The 18497-nt window shown below is 63.0% G+C and carries 14 protein-coding genes; 5 read left to right on the top strand and 9 right to left on the bottom strand.

Annotation, left to right across the window (positions count from 1 at the left end):
• Positions 1–93: 93 nt before the first annotated feature.
• Positions 94–2949, top strand: a complete 2856-nt coding sequence (gene uvrA, locus D9R08_RS10270) for an excinuclease ABC subunit UvrA (RefSeq protein WP_121897949.1) — start codon at positions 94–96, stop codon at positions 2947–2949.
• A 113-nt stretch (positions 2950–3062) separates the two neighbouring features.
• Complete coding sequence (locus tag D9R08_RS10265) at positions 3063–3812, top strand: GIN domain-containing protein (RefSeq protein WP_121897948.1); 750 nt, start codon at positions 3063–3065, stop codon at positions 3810–3812.
• A 48-nt stretch (positions 3813–3860) separates the two neighbouring features.
• Here D9R08_RS10265 and D9R08_RS10260 read toward each other — a convergent pair whose 3' ends face one another.
• Together D9R08_RS10260 and D9R08_RS10255 are read right to left on the bottom strand one after the other, a co-directional pair.
• Positions 3861–5027 carry a cytochrome P450 gene (locus D9R08_RS10260; protein ID WP_121897947.1) on the bottom strand — a complete coding sequence of 389 codons (1167 nt, stop codon included), beginning with the start codon at positions 5025–5027 and terminating at the stop codon, positions 3861–3863.
• A 79-nt stretch (positions 5028–5106) separates the two neighbouring features.
• Positions 5107–7611, bottom strand: a complete 2505-nt coding sequence (locus tag D9R08_RS10255) for a TRAP transporter permease (RefSeq protein WP_121897946.1) — start codon at positions 7609–7611, stop codon at positions 5107–5109.
• Positions 7612–7863: 252 nt separating this feature from the next.
• On the opposite strand from D9R08_RS10255, the gene D9R08_RS10250 reads away from it, so the two are divergent.
• Positions 7864–9105 (top strand): DVUA0089 family protein, encoded by a 1242-nt coding sequence (locus D9R08_RS10250; protein WP_121897945.1) that lies wholly within the window; start codon positions 7864–7866, stop codon positions 9103–9105.
• A gap of 78 nt (positions 9106–9183) precedes the next feature.
• On the opposite strand, the gene D9R08_RS10245 is transcribed toward D9R08_RS10250, so the two are convergent.
• From D9R08_RS10245 to D9R08_RS10220, 6 genes are all read right to left on the bottom strand, one after another.
• Positions 9184–10179 carry a TAXI family TRAP transporter solute-binding subunit gene (locus tag D9R08_RS10245; protein ID WP_121897944.1) on the bottom strand — a complete coding sequence of 332 codons (996 nt, stop codon included), beginning with the start codon at positions 10177–10179 and terminating at the stop codon, positions 9184–9186.
• A 115-nt stretch (positions 10180–10294) separates the two neighbouring features.
• Positions 10295–11041 carry a triose-phosphate isomerase gene (gene tpiA, locus D9R08_RS10240; protein ID WP_121897943.1) on the bottom strand — a complete coding sequence of 249 codons (747 nt, stop codon included), beginning with the start codon at positions 11039–11041 and terminating at the stop codon, positions 10295–10297.
• Positions 11042–11176: 135 nt separating this feature from the next.
• A complete protein-coding gene (locus D9R08_RS10235) occupies positions 11177–11500 on the bottom strand; it encodes a TfoX/Sxy family protein (protein ID WP_121897942.1) in 324 nt (107 codons plus the stop codon).
• Positions 11497–11862 carry a HesB/IscA family protein gene (locus tag D9R08_RS10230; protein ID WP_121897941.1) on the bottom strand — a complete coding sequence of 122 codons (366 nt, stop codon included), beginning with the start codon at positions 11860–11862 and terminating at the stop codon, positions 11497–11499. The genes D9R08_RS10235 and D9R08_RS10230 overlap by 4 nt, the downstream gene beginning before the upstream one ends.
• A 30-nt stretch (positions 11863–11892) precedes the next feature.
• The gene (locus D9R08_RS10225) at positions 11893–12753 is read right to left on the bottom strand and encodes a LysR family transcriptional regulator (protein WP_158598973.1); all 861 of its coding nucleotides are present in this window, start codon (positions 12751–12753) and stop codon (positions 11893–11895) included.
• Between the two features lie 239 nt (positions 12754–12992).
• Positions 12993–13355 (bottom strand): SUF system Fe-S cluster assembly protein, encoded by a 363-nt coding sequence (locus D9R08_RS10220; protein ID WP_121897939.1) that lies wholly within the window; start codon positions 13353–13355, stop codon positions 12993–12995.
• A 200-nt stretch (positions 13356–13555) separates the two neighbouring features.
• Between D9R08_RS10220 and tgt the strand changes: the two genes are divergently transcribed.
• Positions 13556–14686, top strand: coding sequence for a tRNA guanosine(34) transglycosylase Tgt (gene tgt, locus D9R08_RS10215; protein ID WP_121897938.1), 1131 nt, complete (start codon positions 13556–13558; stop codon positions 14684–14686).
• Here the strand turns inward: tgt and D9R08_RS10210 are convergent.
• Positions 14683–15438 (bottom strand): TenA family transcriptional regulator, encoded by a 756-nt coding sequence (locus D9R08_RS10210; RefSeq protein ID WP_121897937.1) that lies wholly within the window; start codon positions 15436–15438, stop codon positions 14683–14685. The two genes, tgt and D9R08_RS10210, sit on opposite strands and share 4 nt — an antisense overlap.
• A gap of 462 nt (positions 15439–15900) precedes the next feature.
• Between D9R08_RS10210 and lon the strand changes: the two genes are divergently transcribed.
• The gene (gene lon / locus D9R08_RS10205; protein WP_121897936.1) at positions 15901–18306 is read left to right on the top strand and encodes an endopeptidase La; all 2406 of its coding nucleotides are present in this window, start codon (positions 15901–15903) and stop codon (positions 18304–18306) included.
• Positions 18307–18497 lie beyond the last annotated feature (191 nt).

The following is an 18497-nucleotide window of genomic DNA, read 5'->3' as shown; positions in this document are numbered from 1 at the left end:
TCCTGTCAGCATGTTCCTGCTTCGTTCGCACATTTTCGTTGGAGACTCAGGCCGGCTCGCCTATGTGTTAGCCAGCGGCAAACGGGGGCCTTGATGGCTGAGCTGAAAAATATCGAAGTGCGCGGCGCGCGCGAGCACAACCTGAAGAATATCGATGTGGATATCCCACGGGATGAACTGGTTGTGATCACCGGGCTTTCCGGCTCGGGCAAATCCAGTCTGGCCTTCGATACGATCTATGCCGAGGGGCAGCGCCGCTATGTGGAGTCGCTGTCGGCTTACGCGCGGCAGTTCCTCGATATGATGGAAAAGCCGGATGTGGACCATATCAGCGGTCTGTCGCCCGCGATTTCCATCGAACAGAAGACGACCAGCAAGAACCCGCGCTCGACCGTCGGCACGGTCACCGAGATCTACGATTACATGCGCCTGCTTTTCGCCCGTGTCGGAACGCCCTACAGCCCGGCCACGGGCCTGCCGATCGAGGCGCAGCAGGTTCAGGACATGGTCGACCGGGTAATGGCGCTGGAGGCGGGGACGCGCGGTTACCTTCTGGCGCCGATCATCCGCGACCGGAAGGGCGAATATCGCAAGGAGTTCCTTGAACTGCGCAAGCAGGGCTTTCAGCGGGTCAAGGTCGACGGGCAGTTCTACGAGCTTGATGAACCGCCCACGCTGGACAAGAAATTCCGTCACGACATCGATGTTGTGGTCGACAGGATCGTGGTGCGCGAAGGGGCGGAGACGCGCCTGGCCGACAGTTTCCGGACCGCCCTCGACCTTGCGGACGGGATCGCCATTCTGGAAACGGCGCCGAAGGAAGGCACGCCTGAGCGGATCACCTTTTCCGAGAATTTTGCCTGCCCGGTCAGCGGTTTCACGATCCCCGAGATCGAGCCGCGGCTCTTTTCGTTCAACGCGCCTTTCGGGGCGTGCCCGTCCTGTGACGGGCTTGGGGTGGAGTTGTTCTTCGACGAACGGCTGGTGGTGCCGGATGCCGCGCTGACCCTCGAAGACGGGGCCCTTGCCCCATGGCGCAAGGGCAAATCGCCCTATTTCCTGCAAACGATCCAGGCCATTGCCGATCACTACGGCTTCGCGGCCAAGACCCCATGGAAGGACATTCCGAAAGAAATACAGGACGTGTTTCTGCGCGGGTCGGGGGAGCAGGAAATCCAGTTCCGCTATGACGAGGGCGGGCGCGTCTATCAGGTGAAACGCACCTTCGAAGGTGTGATCCCCAACATGGAACGCCGCTATCGCGAGACCGACAGCGCGTGGATCCGGGAAGAATTCGAGCGTTATCAGAACAACCGCCCCTGCGGCACTTGCGGAGGCTTCCGTCTGCGCCCCGAGGCCCTTGCCGTGAAGATCGGCGGGCTGCATGTGGGCGAAGTGGTGCAGATGAGCATCCGGGAGGCCGCCGATTGGTGCGCGCAGGTGCCCGAGCATCTTAGCGACCAGAGAAACGAGATCGCGCGCGCGATCCTGAAGGAGATCCGCGAACGTCTGGGGTTTCTGAACAATGTGGGGCTGGAATACCTGACGCTGAGCCGCAATGCGGGTACGCTTTCGGGCGGGGAGTCGCAGCGGATCCGTCTGGCCAGCCAGATCGGATCGGGCCTGCAGGGCGTGCTTTATGTGCTGGACGAACCCTCCATCGGCCTGCATCAGCGCGACAATGACCGGCTGCTGACCACGCTGAAAAATCTGCGCGATGCCGGTAACACGGTGATCGTGGTCGAGCACGACGAAGAGGCGATCCGCGAGGCGGATTATGTTTTCGACATCGGCCCCGGGGCGGGCGTGCATGGCGGGCAGATCGTCAGCCAGGGAACGCCAGCGCAGATCATGGGCGATGCGGCGTCGATCACCGGGCAGTATCTGTCGGGCACGCGCAAGATCGCGGTACCGGCAACCCGGCGCAAGGGCAACAAGAAGAAGGTCACCGTGGTCAAGGCCACGGGCAACAATCTGCAGGATGTGACGGTCGATTTCCCCTTGGGCAAGTTCGTTTGCGTGACGGGTGTGTCGGGCGGCGGCAAATCCACGCTGACCATCGAGACGCTGTTCAAGACCGCCTCGATGAAACTGAACGGCGCGCGACAGACGCCGGCGCCCTGCGAGACGATCAAGGGACTGGAACATCTCGACAAGGTGATCGATATCGACCAGCGCCCCATCGGGCGGACGCCGCGCTCGAACCCTGCGACCTATACGGGCGCCTTCACGCCCATCCGCGACTGGTTCGCAGGCCTGCCGGAATCCAAAGCGCGAGGCTACAAGCCCGGGCGCTTTAGCTTCAACGTGAAAGGCGGACGCTGCGAAGCCTGCCAGGGCGATGGCGTCATCAAGATCGAAATGCATTTCCTGCCCGATGTCTATGTCACGTGCGAGACCTGCAAGGGCGCGCGGTACAACCGCGAGACGCTGGAGATCCGCTTCAAGGGCAAATCCATCGCCGATGTGCTCGACATGACGGTCGAGGACGCGCAGGAGTTCTTCAAGGCGGTCCCCTCGATCCGCGAGAAGATGGATGCGCTGGTGCGCGTCGGGCTGGGCTACATCAAGGTGGGTCAACAGGCCACGACGCTCTCGGGTGGGGAGGCGCAGCGCGTCAAGCTGTCGAAGGAGCTTGCCAAACGCTCCACAGGTCGGACGTTGTATATTCTGGACGAGCCGACCACCGGTTTGCATTTCGAGGATGTTCGAAAACTGCTGGAGGTTCTTCATGAACTGGTCGAGCAGGGCAACACCGTCATCGTGATCGAGCACAATCTGGACGTGGTCAAGACCGCAGACTGGATCATTGATATCGGCCCCGAAGGAGGCGATGGCGGTGGAAGGGTCGTGGCGACGGGCACACCTGAAGACGTCGCTTTGGAAGACCGATCCCATACCGGGCGCTATCTGGCGCCGATGTTGAAGCAGCGTGTCGCCGCGGAGTAGCTCCGGCGCCTGACCTTGGACGCTTGCTTTGAAAATTTCGCCCGTGGCTCTTGAATGTTAATTCTGTTTACATACTTCTTTTTCACATTTTGTGAGACAGGGAGATTCTCGGGATGTTCATGCGTTTGAGCCTAGGGGCCGCCGCCGCGATCATGATTGCCGGCAGTGCGGTGGCCCAGGACAGGATGTTCGAGGTCAGGGACTTCACTCAGGTGGAGGTGGCCGAAGGTATTGTTGCGACATTGCGCGAGGGCCCGTTCCGGGTGGAGGCGACGGCACGGCGCGGCGATATCGACCGGCTTGTGATAGAGCAGGACGGAGATATTCTGCGGATCGAGCGGGAAACCCCGTGGCTTCAGCCTTCGCTGAACGACGAGGATCGCTTCGAGGTGGATATCCAGATGCCGGTCCTGTCGAGGGTGATATCCCGTTCCGGCTCGACGGTAACCGCGGATGTGCCGGTGACGGATCGCTTCGAGGCAGAGGCACAATCGGGTGCTTCGCTTGACATAGAAGGGGTAGAGGCAGAGGAGAGCTCGCTTCGGGTCGCTTCCGGCGCACGCCTGCAATTCGAAGGCGCGGCCGGCCGAACGGACGTTCAGGTGCAAAGCGGTGCCACCATGCAGCTTGCGGGCACTTGCACAGATCTGAATGCGCAAGTGCGCGCCGGGGCCCGATTGGACGCGGGCGCGTTTGAGTGCCGCACGCTGTCGATATCCGCGCGTGCAGGGGCAAGCGCCCTGGGCTACGCCGATCAATCCGCGGCGGTGCAGGCACGGGCCGGTGCCTCTGTCCGGGTGCTGGGCAACCCCTCTACACGCACCACCGATGGCGGCGTCAGCGCCAGCATCCGGTTCGAGTGAAAGTCGCAGGGCGCATCGCCGGTCGCCGTGCCGGCGAATGCGTCCCGATCACGTGGCCACGATCAGACGCTCGAGCCCGTGGAAATGATAGATGTCCGCATAGGCCGGCGTCGCGATCAGGCGCAGATCCGGGCAGCGCTCGAACAGGATAGGCAGCGCGATCTGCATCTCCAGACGCGCCAGAGGAGCCCCGACGCAAAAATGCAGGCCCGCCCCGAAGGCCAGATTGGCGGGTCCGTCCCGGCGGTCGGGCAGGAACCGGTCCGCATCGGCATAGGCTGCAGGGTCGCGCCCGGCGGAGGCCAGTAGAAGGCCGACCTCGTCACCCCGACGGAAGGTATGGCCCAAAACCTCCACCTCTTCGTAGACATATCGCGTGAAAAGGTGCAGCGGCGGGTCGTAGCGCAGGACCTCTTCGACCAGAAGATCGGGGTGTTCCCCGGGCCGTGCGCCGGTTTCGAGGCAGAGTTTCACACCGTTTCCGATGGAATGAACCGTCGCTTCATGCCCGGCATTCAGGAGCAGGATACAGGTGGTGATCAGCTCGTCGGTGGAGAGTTTCTCTCCGTCCTCCTCGGCGGCGATAAGATGGCTGATCAGGTCGTCACGGGGCTCCGAACGGCGCTTGCCGACATAGTCGCGCATGAACTCCACGAAAGCCTCGGTCGCGGCGACGGCGGCGTCCTCGTCGGCGCGGGTGCGACCGGCCTGATACATGCCCACCATCGCATTCGACCAGCGCAGCAGATCCGGCGCCATTGCTTCGGGCACGCCCAGAAGCCGGGCAATGATCGTGACCGGCAGGGGCCGGGCAAGCGTATCGAGAAGATCGCTTTCGCCCTCGGGAAACGCATCGACAAGCTGATGGGTCAGTGCAGCGATTTCTGGCGCCAGCGCCTTGATCCGGCGCGAGGTGAAGGCGCGAAGCACCAGGCTGCGCAGGCGGGTGTGGCGCGGCGGCTCCAGTTCCAGCATGGAATGCGCCTCGACCGCGTAAAACGGTTCCAGATGCTCGGGGACGGGCGGCGGTGCGATCGGTTCGCGCCCGAAACGGCGATCTCGCAGGAGCGTGTTCACGGCCTCATGCGTGGTGGCGCAGATCAGATCGTATTCCGTCCAACGGAAGAGCGGGCCGGCCCGGCGGGCGCGGTCATAGAACGGGTAGGGGTTCTGCACGAAACCCGGATCGGTGGGGGACTGGCTGAGATGCTGCATCTGAAACGAAGGCCGAAGGAGCCCGCCCAACGCGGCGGGGATGGGGATTGAGATGTGGTCCGGGTTCGCGTGCCAAGGGTCAGTCGGCGCCGCGCACCGAGATCGTCGCATCGGGAGACGGCTTCACCACCCGCTGTATGAAGAAGATGGCGGCGGTGATGGCGACCCCGATCAGATCGGTGACCAATCCGCCAGCGATCATGAAGAGGGCGGCAAGAACAAGGGCCAGGCGCAGGAACCAGACGGTGCGCCCGCCGAGGAACCAGCCCTGCACCCCGGCCGACAGCAGGAACACACCGAATATGGCGGTCAGCCCCGCGCGGACCACTTCGAGCGATGTCCCGTCCATCAGGATGGCGGAGTTGTAGAAGAACATGAACGGCACGATGAAGGCGGCAATGCCGATCTTGAAGGAGGCGACCGAGGTTTCCATCGGATTGGCGCCGGATATCCCCGCGGCGGCGTAACTGGCCAGCGCCACGGGTGGCGTGATGGCCGAAACCACGGCGAAATAGAACACGAAGAAATGCGCTGTTAGCGTAGGAATGCCAAGCTGGATCAAGCCGGGCGCCACGACCGAGGCGGCCACCGCATAGGCCGCCGTTGTCGGCATGCCCATGCCAAGCAGGATCGCGATGCACATGGCGAAGAACAGCGCCAGGATCTGGCTGACCCCGGCAAGATCGAGCAGCACGGAGGAGAACCGCGCGCCCACCCCGGTAAGGCTGATGACGCCCACGATGATGCCGGCGCAGGCGCAGACGGCGATGATCTGGATCGACATGACGCCCGCGAGTTCCAGCGCGCGGATCGTCCCTCTGACTGCAAGGCCGACGACGCTGTCGGGCTTGGAGAACTCCAGCACCGAGATATAGACGAAGCCCGCCGCGATGACGACGCCGGTGATCTCGGCCAGTCTGCGCAGGAGCGCCCCGGTTTCCGACGGCCCGACAGTCGGCTCGGCGGCCGGCGTCAGGAACCAGGTGATGGTCATGAGGACTGTAAGCGCGGTGATGGCCAGAACCAGCACGCGCTGGACGGACCAGGCCCCTTTGCCTTTGATCGAGAAATGCTCCGGTACGGCCCAACTGACCACGATGGCCGCGACGGTCGCCAGCGTGCCGGCCCTGATCACGGAATAGCCCATGAAGAGCGCCGCGATCAGAATGATGATCGGCAGGAACAGAAAGACACGGCGCACCATGTCGCGGAACTTGGGCAGTTCATCCTCGCGCATGCCGCGCATGCCCAGTTTCGCGGCTTCGAAATCCACCATGAAATAGATCGACACGAAATAGAGGATGGCGGGGATGATCGCGGCAATCGCGATCTCCTGATAGGGAATGCCCGTGATCTCGGCCATTATGAAGGCGCCCGCGCCCATGATCGGCGGCATGATCTGACCGCCGGTGGAGGCGGCAGCCTCGATCGCGCCTGCGGTTTTCTTGTGATAGCCGACCTTTTTCATCAGCGGAATGGTGAGCGAGCCCGTTGCCACCACGTTGCCCGCACTAGTGCCATTGATCATGCCCATGAGGCCCGAGGCGAAAATCGCCACCTTGGCGGGGCCGCCCCGTGCGCGGCCCGCAGCCGCGAAGGCGAAATTCACGAAATAGTCGCCCACTTTGGAGGCCTGCAGGAACGCCGCGAAGATGATGAACAGGATGATGTAGGTCGAGGATACCGCCGTTGTCGGTCCCAGAATGCCCGCATCGGTATAGACGAAGCCGAAGAAGCGTTGCCACGTGAAGGGGCTTTGGACGGCAAGAATGCCGGGTAGGAGATGCGCGCTGAAGGTGTAGACCAGGAAGATGGCGGTGATGACGACCAGCGCCAGACCCGCGACGCGGCGGGTCAGCTCAAGGATCAGCGCGGCGCCCGCCGTTGCCGCGAAGGCCACGCCGATCGGCACGAAGGGGGTGCCCACGGAATTGCGCGCCGCCGTGGAATAGACCGGCACGAGATAAAGCGCCACGACGACTGCGCAGACCGCAAGCACGATATCGGATGTGGCGAACTGGCCACGGTCGCGCCGTTCGATCCAGCTCAGCAGGATCGCGCCGAAGGTCGCGATCAACAGCGGCAATCCGAACCACGTGACCTCCTGCGCGTAGATATCGGTGCCTTCGAAAGCTGGCCATGTGGGCAATCCGCCCATTTCGGGAAGCGTGTCGGAACTGACCAGCGCGATGAACTGAAAGGTGGTGAACATGGCGATGAAGGCCGGGATCAGCAGCGCCAGCCCGGCCAGCGATGGCAGCCCGGCGCGGCGGTTCGTGTCGTCGCCGAACATCCGGGCCGAAAACAGCAGAAACCCGAGCGCGAGAGCGCCCGCGATATGTACGATGCGGAAATTCCAGGTTTCCATGGGGAATTGCGGCAGGAACGGCAGGTCGAGCCCGGTCATCGTCTCGATCGACAGGCCGTTCAACGCGGCGATGTGAAACCCGGCATAGACCGTGGACAGTATGGCAACCAGAAGATGGGCCTTGCCGTGATACAACCGCCGGTTCTGCTCGATCGGCTCTTCATCGACGCCTTCGGCAAGAACCGGGCCCTCGGTCTGCGCGCTGGTCTCGGTCATGTGTAGCCCCCCTGATCGACGACGGGGCCCCTGCGATTGTGCATCGGAACACCCGTGCCCGCCTTTTTGTCTTGCTGCGCGGGGCATTGCAACAAACAGTTTCGACAGCGCCGTGGAAGATCGACCCGGAGAGCGCCCGAAAAAAGGGGAAAGATGGCGGCGTATTCCACTGGCCAGCGGCGGAGCGGGCGGGCTAGTCTTTGTAGCGTCGGGCGCGTGCACGCCGCCTTTCAGAAGTGAAGAGGACGAGACATGAATTTCAGAACTGGCACCTTTTTGACAGGCGCGATCCTCGCGGCGTCGGCGTTGCCCGCCATGGCGCAGAACGCCGAGCTTTGCGGCGGCGTCGGCGCCCAGGGGTTATGGGTCGGCGGCTCGCCCGAGGCCTCGGATATCTCCACATCGGACACGTTCATTGACCAGACCGGGCTGATGGTGCCGCCGGGCGGAGAAACCGTTTCGCTGTTTTCCGTCAGCAGCGCGGGCGAGTACCGGATCGAGGCCAACCCGAACGCCGGGGGCGATACGGTCATCGACATCCGCGACGAGGCGGGCACGATCATCCTGACCGATGACGACAGCGGCGGCAATTTCGCCTCCCGCGGCGACATCGCGCTGCAACCGGGTACCTATTGCGTGTCGACCCGCGCCTTCGGCGGCGGCGCCGTGGTCGCCGATCTGCGGGTGGGCCGGGCCGAACACGAGGCGCTGACCCCGGGCTGGGGTGGCGGCATCGCCGATTTCGCGGGCATCGACCCCTGCCTGCCCAATACACCGGCCACGCCGCTTGGCGCAGGCGCGGTCGACGCGATGCTGGGCGAGGGTGTGACGGCCACGAACTCCATCGCCGGCACGCCGTATTACCGCTTCTCGTTGTCCGCGCCGCAGGCGCTGAGCATTCGGGCTGAAAACCCATCTGCGGATCCGTATATCTACATCTATGACGGACAGGGCACGCTTCTGGCGGAAAACGACGATTATGACGGGCTGAACTCCCGCGTGGATTTCACCGACCCGCTGCCGGCGGGAAATTACTGCATCGCGATGCGGTCCCTGTCCGACGACACGCAGCCGGTGACCGTCTCGGTCCGGGGCTACGATCCGGCGGCCGCGATGCAGGAGATGTTCGCCACCGGCGAGGCCAGCCCGCCCATTGGCGGCAGCTATCCGATCACCGATCTGGGCGTGTTGCAGACCAGCCTGGTCATGGATCAGGTCGTCGGGAGCGATGCGGTGTGGTTCAGTTTCAGCGTGCCCGCAGGCGGTCTGGTGCTGATCGACGCGATCGAGATCAGCGACAGCGATCCGGTGATCCGTCTTTTCGACGGGGTCGGCAGGATGATCGATTTCAACGATGACGCGGGCGACTCGCTGAACAGCCAGCTGACCGTGCAGGTCAATCCCGGCACCTATATGTTGGGTGTGACGCAGTATTCGGAAAGCTATTCCGGCGTGATCCGTGTGGCCTTGCAGCGCTACGTCCCGGCGCAGTAACGACGCGGGATTGAAAATTGAACAGGGCCGCCCTGTCGGGCGGCCCTGTTTCGTGTCCGTTCAGCAGCGGTGGCGTGATTACATGCCGCCGTGGATCATGTCCGCGGGGATCTCCGCGCCCGCGTTTTCGGTGAACCACTGCGCCGCGCCGGGATGCCACATCATAACGCTGTTCTTGTCCCAGTTCTCGGGCAGGGTGGAGCGGGCGGCGCGGTGGATATTCATCATCCGCTCATTATCGCTCATCACTACGTCGACAACGGAATAGACGAAGCTGTCGGGCAGTTCGCAATTGGCGATGGCGAAGTTCCACATCGAAACCGACCGCGCGTCGGCTTCAAGCGTCGTGTAGGTATCGGCCGCGATCATGAACTCCGAGACCGGGAAAGCCTCCATGATCGCGGCCTGCTCCTCTTCGGTGAACTCGATGATGTTCACATCGGTCTGTACCTCAAGCTGGCTGACCGCCGGCACCGGCACACCCGCGGCAAAGGCGATCACGTCCAGAAGACCATCCTGCAACTGTCCGCCCAGATCCGACCAGCCGCCATTGCGGCGCTCGAACTCGACACCAAGCTCTTCCATCATGCGCGGGAAATAGGTGTCGGAGGTGGAACCCGCGGGCCCGAATCCGATACGGGCACCTGCCGGAATGTCGGAAATCGAGCTGATGCCCGAAGATGCCAGCGCGGTTACGGAGAACGGCGTCTGGTACATCGGGAACATCGCGCAGGCGTTGGTCATCTGCAGACCGGGCGCGATCGGGTTGGTGCCCTGAAGCGACTCCGCCGCCGGGCCCATGGTCGTCATGCCGAACTGTGCCTCGCCGGTATGGACCAGCGCCATGTTCTGCATCGGACCGCCGGTCACTTCGCCGCCGCCGGACAGGCCAAGCTCCTCGGCCACCAGATTGGCCCAGCCGGAGCCATAGGCGAAATAGGTGCCGCCCTGCGACGCGGTGCCGACAGTAAAGCTCTCGGGCCAGCCGGTACGGTCGATATGCCCGTCGGCATAGGCGACGGAGGCGGTCAATGCGGTGGTCATTGCCAGCGCGGTCAGTTTGGTGAATGTCATTTTTTTGTATCCTCCCCATGTGAAAGGCCGGGTGCCTCATGCGCCCGGTCCAACCCACTTGGGCACTGTTTTAGCGCGCATACTGAGGGATGCAAGAAATGAACGCGCCCGGGCGTCAGGCCGCCGCCGCGGCCTCCAGCGCCTTGATAATCTCTCCGAAATCGTCGGCCTTGAGGGATGCGCCCCCGACAAGCGCGCCATCCACATCCGGCACGGCGAAAATCTCGGCTGCATTTCCCGGTTTGACCGAGCCCCCGTAGAGAAGCCGGATACCGTCGCCGGTATCGGCCCCGAACCGGGCCGTCAGTTCGGCGCGAAGGAAGGCGTGAACATCCCTGATCTCGGCCATTGTCGGCACCAACCCCGTACCGATCGCCCAGACCGGTTCATAGGCCACGATCAGGTTGTCCGGGCTTGTTCCATCTGGCAGGGAACCGGCCAGTTGACCGCGCAGGACTTCCAGTGTCTCGCCCGCCTTATACTGTCCTTCTGTCTCTCCGATACACAGGATCGCGCGCAGATCCGCGTTCCAGGCGGCCTTGATCTTGCTGCGGACAAGCGCGTCCGTTTCTCCGTGGTCCTGACGACGTTCGGAATGGCCGAGGATGACATGGGTCGCCCCGGCATCGGCCAGCATCCGGGCGGAAACATCACCGGTATGCGCACCGCTTCGGGCCGGGTGGCAATCCTGACCGCCCACGGAGACGGAGGAGGTTTTCCGCGCCATCCGCTCGATCAGCGTGGCGGGCGGGCAGATCAGCACTTCGGCCCGGCTGACGGATGGAAGCCCCTCCAGTTCCGTCAGATCGGCGTTCAGCCCGTTCATCTTCCAATTTCCGGCGGCAAGCTTGCGGCGTGTCATGATGGGGTTCCTTTTGATGTCAGACAGGAGATGACAAGAGGCGGGCGAGGCGTCAACAACCGCCGGCACGCTCTTGGGCTATCGCCCGCAGGCAGAGGGCTGGGCCGACAGGCCGGAAAAACGGAGACTGCGGGATCACAGATGGCCAAGCGCCTCGCGCGCAAGACCGGTCGCGGCCTCCGCATTGTCCAGCATCGCATCGGGCAGCCTCCAATAGGGCATTGCGGTGGTCTTGCCGGTCTTGCTGGTGCCGGTCCAGCGGGTAAGGCCCCGGGCGTCAAGCATATCCTGAAACGCACCTGCGCCCTTGATCCAGATGGAGCCGTCCGCGTGAACGACCGCGAAGATCGTACCATCGCGGTACAGGCACAGCCCGCCCATCATCTTGCGCGTGGTCAGGGGGCCGAGATCGTCGAACAATTCCAATGCGAAGGCGATATCCGCATCGGAAACGCTCATGCGGTCTTGCCGAGCGCCTCGTCGAATTTGATCGACTCGCCACAGCCGCAGGCGTCGGTGACGTTGGGATTGCGGAATTTGAAGCCGGATTCGAGAAGCGACACCTCGTAGTCGATCTCGGTCCCGAAGAGGAACATCTGCGCCATGGGCGCGATCATCACACGGGCACCATCCTGTTCCACCACTTCGTCATGAGGATCGACCTCGGTGACGTAATCCATGGTGTATTCCATACCGGCGCAGCCGCCCTTTTTCACACCGATGCGCAAACCCTGATGGTTATCGCGTGTCATCAGCTTGGCGATCTGTTTCGAGGCTGCGGGGGTCATGCTGACCGCCTGTTTTCCGGGGATGCCGAACATGGTCCTGCTCCTTCGCGTTACGGGTACAATCTAGGCGACCGGAGCCGTTTCCTCAAGTGTCGCGGGCGCGGATGTGAAAAAGGCCGCAAGCGCGGTCAGCGCGGCCCGCACCGGCGGCTCGAACCGGCCTTCGTGATGGCTGACCAGCCAGCGTTCCATGCGAAGCTCCTCGATCGGCTCGGAAAGGCGCATGAGCCCGGGCGCGCCGTCGCCGACGGGCAGGGGCAGGACCACGCGGCCCACCCCGGCCCGGGCCATCTGATAGGAGAAAATCGGGAGATTCGAGCGGGTTACGATCTGCGCGCCGTAATTCGACTCGACCCATTGGGCCGAGCGGGTCGCGGCGGCGTCGAAGGAGGGGCCGATCCAGCCTGTTACCGATTCACTGGCGCCATAGATCGCGAATTCGGTGGTGCCGACCCGTTGCCCGGCCAGCCATGGCTGTTCGGGGCGGCGGTTGCGGATGCCGATATCGATCTCGCGCCGGGCGATATCCATGGGCAGCTCGCAATGAATGAACTCGGGCAGCCAGATGTCATCGGGCGTCCAGATATCGCTCAACCGTTCAGAGATATGGAGCGCGGTCCATGTGCCGGCGGAGATGCGGACCGGCACGGAACCCTTTGTTTTCTTGGACCATCTTGAAACATCGGCCGCCGCCGCCTCCATCTTTCTGGTCTTTTCCCATAGCGCCCGGCCCTCGGCGGTCAGCGTATAGCCGGAGGTGCCGTGCAGGAACAGACGGCGGCCCAGCCGGGCCTCGAACGCGCGCATCCGGCGGCTGAGCGTGGCGGTGCTGACGCCGCAGCTTTCGGCTGCGCGCGCGATGCCGCCCGATCGGGCCACGGCCGCAAAATAGGCGTAATCGTCCCAATGAGGCTGTGTGTTCATTTTTGCAAATCCAGTCGCGGTTTTGGAGCCTGCCTGGGCATGCAGCGGCAGCATAGATCTGTCTCGTAACTCAAGACGAGGAGGCTATGATGATGCCCATTGTCAGACCCGTTTATATCGAAGATCAGTGCCTGACGGAATATCGCAAAGAACAGATGGCATTTGCAAAAATGCAAATGGAGTTGCGGCCGCGAAGGGTCTCGCGCCTCTGGGCCGTACTGCGTAAGCGGTTGTTTTAACTACATGAACCCGAGTTCGAGCCGGGCTTCGTCGCTCATCATGTCCATACCCCAGGGCGGTTCCCAGGTGAGTTGCACATTGACGGTCTTGACCCCGTCGAGCGGCTCGATGGCATCGGCCACCCAGCCGGGCATCTCGCCGGCCACGGGGCAGCCGGGCGCGGTGAGCGTCATGATGATCTCGACATCGTTCTCGGCCCCGATATCGACCGTGTAAACCAGACCGAGATCGTAGATATTCACCGGAATTTCAGGGTCATAGACGGATCGGCATGCCTCCACCACGCTGTCGTAGAGCGGGTGATCGGTGCTTGACGGCCTGATCAGCGGCGTACCTTCAAGATGCTCTTGGGTCTGGGGCATGGGGCGACCTTCACTGCGCTATTCTTGACAGAAGATATAAGGATTGGAACCGGGCCCGTAAAGGGTGTGTTGACCGCCCTCGCGGAGGCCCGGGGTATATCAATAGTATATCAATTCGCGCCGCCCCACGCCATGGCCGGGATCGGCCACCGGTGCAAACCGGTCTTGGCAAGTCGCGAGCTTGGGCGTATCGGGACCGGATGTCTGATCGATTTACCTTCTCCGTGAGTGCAACCAGCGGCGACGCGCGCGTCGGCGAGATGTCCACCCCGCGCGGCAAGATCCGCACACCCGCCTTCATGCCGCTGGGCACCGCGGCGACGGTCAAGGCGATGATGCCGGAGTCCGTGCGCGCGACCGGAGCTGATATCATTCTGGGCAATACCTATCATCTCATGCTGCGCCCGGGGGCGGAGCGGATCGCGGCGCTGGGTGGCCTGCACCGGTTCATGAACTGGGAGCGGCCGATCCTGACCGACAGCGGCGGATTTCAGGTGATGAGTCTGGCCGATCTGCGCAAGCTGACCGAAGAGGGCGTCCGCTTCAAATCGCATATCGACGGGTCGAAACATATGTTGAGCCCGGAACGGTCGATCGAGATCCAGACGCTTCTGGGCTCGGATATCGTGATGTGTTTCGACGAATGCCCGGCCCTGCCCGCGGATCGCACCCGGATCGCGGAGAGCATGCGGATGTCGATGCGCTGGGCGGTGCGGTCGCGCGACGCGTTCGGCGACCGGCCCGGCCATGCGCTGTTCGGCATTCAGCAGGGCGGCCTTGAGCGGGATCTGCGCGAGGAGAGCGCCGAGGCGCTGAAACGCATCGGGTTCGACGGCTACGCGGTGGGCGGTCTGGCCGTGGGCGAGGGGCAGGAGGCGATGTTCGACTGTCTCGACTTCGCGACCGGCATGCTGCCCGAGGACAGGCCCCGCTATCTGATGGGGGTCGGCAAGCCGGACGATATCGTGGGCGCGGTGAAACGCGGGATCGACATGATGGACTGCGTCCTGCCGTCCCGCTCCGGGCGGACGGGGCAGGCCTTTACCCGGCGCGGGGTCGTGAACATCAAGAACGCACGCCATGCCGACGATCCGAGGCCGCTGGACGAGGCCTGCAGCTGCCCGGCCTGCTCGCAGTACAGCCGCGCCTATCTGCATTACGTGTTCCGGGCAGGCGAGATCATAAGCTCGATGCTGCTGACATGGCACAACTTGCATTACTATCAGGAGCTTATGGCCGGGATCCGCGGCGCGATCGCCGCGGACAGGTTCGAGGCATGGGAGGCGGATTTCCACGCGCTCCGCGCCCAGGGCGATATCGAGCCGCTCTAGCTGGGCGGAATGGCCGGCTTGCCGATCCCGTAATGCGCCGCGTCATTGGGTTGGGTTCCCGTCGCGGCGGCGAAATTCTGATACTCGTAAATCTGGGCGAAACCGTAAATCAGCTGCGCATAGGGCGGATCCACGACGCCCGGATTCTGGGTCATGTAGCTGTCGAGGAAATTGCCCATGGCATAAGCGCCAGAGGGATCGTTGTTTTCGGTGATCCATTCGCCATACACATTCGTGGGCTGCGGCGGGTTCATCTGGCCGGCAAGCCATGCCCAGAGATATTCGCACGGGATCATGACGATCAGGCAATAGATCGGATCGAGCTGGGCCGCCACGTTGCCTTCGTATTCGGCGTAATCCTTCGTGACCTGCGGCGGCGTGACGGAGGCGGCGGAGGAGACATGCCAAGTATCTGGAAACGTGGCATTATATCTTTGATATCCGGCCAGTTTCTTGCTCAGGAAGGCATTCAGCGGCGTGTTGGGCGTGGTCTTGGATACCGCGGTCTGATAGGCGTCGGCGCCTTCGAAACAGTAATAGGCATCGGCCACGTTGTAGCCGCCATATTGATTGGGATCGAGCGTGCCGGCGTTGATCCCCTGAAGATAGGGGAGGGCAAGCGTATCGGTTGCCACATCCTGCACCCCGTTCCACATTTTCCAGAACAGAGAATCCGCCGGTGGCGGCGCGGTGGAGAGCTGATGTTTTTCGATGATATCGGAAATATCGGACAGACGGCGATTACCACGCATATTCGGGGCCCTTTCATGGGAATGACGATACCGGGTAATCTCACGCTATAGAGTTTCGGGAAATTAACAATTGCCGAATGAATAGCGCTGCATTTCGGGGAAGACGCCTTCGGCAATTCGAAAGGCGTGGCGGTCGGCGCGCTCCATGGCCGCATACCGGGATGGTCGGAGGCCGCGGAAATCGCGGCGGGCCCGTCGCGGGCGGCTTCCGCCGCGCCCCGGTCAGGCCGTCCCGATGCCCCGCAAACCGCCACATTTTGCGGTTATTCCAGGTGGAGAAGGCAAATCTTGCCTTGTGCCAGCCTCCATGGCTGTGCAGGTTGCATTAAGTATCGCGCCCCGGATGTGCTTGAATTTGCCCACCGGGTGCCCCAGATTAAGACCTTCTGATCCGGAGAGGGCCAGGAGGATTGCTGCCAAGTCAGGGTCCCGTGCCCTCTTGCCAAGAACAAGGAAGGCAAGATGCCAGATAATCAGACGACATATCCCGTCCTGCCGCTGCGCGATATCGTGGTGTTCCCGCATATGATGGTGCCGCTTTTCGTGGGCCGGGAAAAATCGGTGCGCGCGCTGGAAGAGGTGATGGCGGATGACAAGCAGATCCTGCTGTCGGCGCAGATCGACCCCGGTGTCGACGACCCGAGCGCTGACGGGATCTATGAAATTGGTGTGCTGGCCAATGTGCTGCAACTGCTGAAGCTGCCCGACGGCACCGTAAAGGTACTGGTCGAGGGGCGCGCGCGGGTGCGGATCGCCGGTTTCGTCGACAATCCCGAGTTTTTCGAGGCGCGCGTGACGCCGCTTGCCGAAAGCCCCGGTGACGAGGCGACCGTCTCGGCGCTGCTGCGCACGGTGGGCGAGGAGTTCGAACGCTATGCGAAGGTCAAGAAGAACATCCCCGAAGAGGCGCTGAGTTCGGTTGCGGAAACGCAGGACCCCGCCAAGCTGGCCGATCTGGTGTCGGGCCATCTGGGCATCGAGGTGAGCCGGAAGCAGGAACTTCTGGAAACGCTCGATGTGGGCGAGCGGATGGAGAAGGTGTTTGGCCTGATGCAGGGCGAAATGTCCGTGCTGCAGGTGGAAAAGAAGATCAAGACCCGTGTGAAGAGCCAGATGGAGCGCACGCAGCGGGAATATTACCTCAACGAACAGATGAAGGCGATCCAGCGGGAGCTGGGCGATGGCGAGGATGGCGCGGGCGAAGTGGCCGAGCTGGAAGAGCGGGTGGCCAAGACCAAGCTGTCCAAGGAGGCGCGCGAGAAAGCCGAAGGCGAGATCAAGAAGCTCAAGAGCATGAGCCCGATGAGCGCCGAGGCGACCGTGGTGCGCAATTACCTCGACTGGATGCTGTCGATCCCGTGGGGCGTGAAATCCCGCGTGAAGAAGGATCTGGGCCGGGCGGAGAAGATCCTCGATGACGATCATTACGGTCTTGAAAAGGTCAAGGAACGCATCGTCGAGTATCTCGCCGTGCAGCAGCGTTCGAAAAAGCTGAAAGGGCCGATCCTGTGTCTGGTCGGGCCGCCGGGCGTGGGCAAGACCAGCCTCGGCAAATCGGTCGCCAAGGCCACGGGGCGCGAGTTCATCCGCATCTCGCTGGGCGGCGTACGCGATGAAAGCGAAATCCGTGGACACCGCCGGACCTATATCGGCTCCATGCCGGGCAAGATCATCCAGGCGCTGAAGAAGGCGAAAACCACGAACCCGCTTATCCTGCTCGATGAGATCGACAAGATGGGTCAGGATTTCCGGGGCGACCCGGCCAGCGCCATGCTGGAGGTGCTGGACCCGGAACAGAACTCGACCTTCGTCGATCACTATCTGGAGGTGGAGTACGACCTCTCGAACGTGATGTTCCTGACCACGGCCAACTCCTACAACATGCCGGGGCCGCTGCTGGACCGGATGGAGATCATTCCGCTGGCGGGCTATACCGAGGACGAGAAGCGCGAGATCGCGAAACAGCATCTGGTGGCCAAGCAGGTCAAGAACCACGGTCTGAAAAAGGACGAGTTCGAGTTGACCGACGCGGCGCTGACCGATGTGATCCGCTACTACACCCGGGAAGCGGGTGTGCGGAACCTTGAGCGCGAGATCGCCAAGCTGGCACGCAAGGCGGTGACCACCATCGTGCGCGGCGCCGCGAAGAGCGTGACCGTGACGCCGGACAAGCTGGAAGACATGCTGGGCGTGCGCCGCTACAAGTTCGGACTGGCCGAGGAGGACCACCAGATCGGTGTGGTCACCGGGCTGGCCTGGACATCGGTGGGCGGTGATCTTCTGTCGATCGAGGCACTGCGCCTGCCGGGCAAGGGCCGGATGAAGACAACCGGCACGCTGGGCGATGTGATGAAGGAATCCATCGATGCGGCGTCGTCCTTCGTGCGGTCGATCAGCCCGAGCATCGGGGTGAAACCGCCGAAATTCGACAAGCTCGACATCCATGTCCACGTGCCCGAGGGGGCCACGCCCAAGGACGGGCCGAGCGCCGGCGTGGCGATGGTGACCTCCATCGTGTCGGTGCTGACCCAGATCCCGGTTCGCAAGGATATCGCGATGACTGGCGAGGTGACGCTGCGCGGCAATGTCCTGCCCATCGGCGGGCTGAAGGAAAAGCTGCTCGCCGCGCTGCGGGGCGGGATCAAGACCGTTCTGATCCCGGCGGAGAATGCGAAGGACCTGCCCGAGATCCCGGATAACGTGAAGGCGGGGCTGGAGATCATCCCTGTTGGCCATGTGACCGAGGTCCTGCGTCACGCGCTGATCGAGCAGCCGGAGCCCGTGGAATGGGATGAGGCGGCCGAGGAAGCCGCCGCGGCCAAGGCCGCGCTGGAAAGCCCGGGCGGCGGTGCGACCGTGGCGCATTGACCACCGCGACGGATATGTGACTGCGAAAAGCGTGCCCGGTCTTCCCGGCACGCTTTTTTCTTTGCCCCGCAGGCGCGCGGCGCCGTGTCCCGGGCCGTGTCGAAGCACCCGGGATAGGGGTTTGCGCAGGGGAAGCCGGGCTTGCCGTCACCGGGAGAGGACAGCCGCAAGTGGCGCCATGGGTTCAGGGA

Source organism: Rhodophyticola porphyridii, from assembly GCF_003688285.1.
In the GTDB taxonomy this organism is placed as follows: Bacteria; Pseudomonadota; Alphaproteobacteria; order Rhodobacterales; family Rhodobacteraceae; genus Rhodophyticola; species Rhodophyticola porphyridii.
This window is presented reverse-complemented; position numbering and strand designations above follow the sequence as displayed.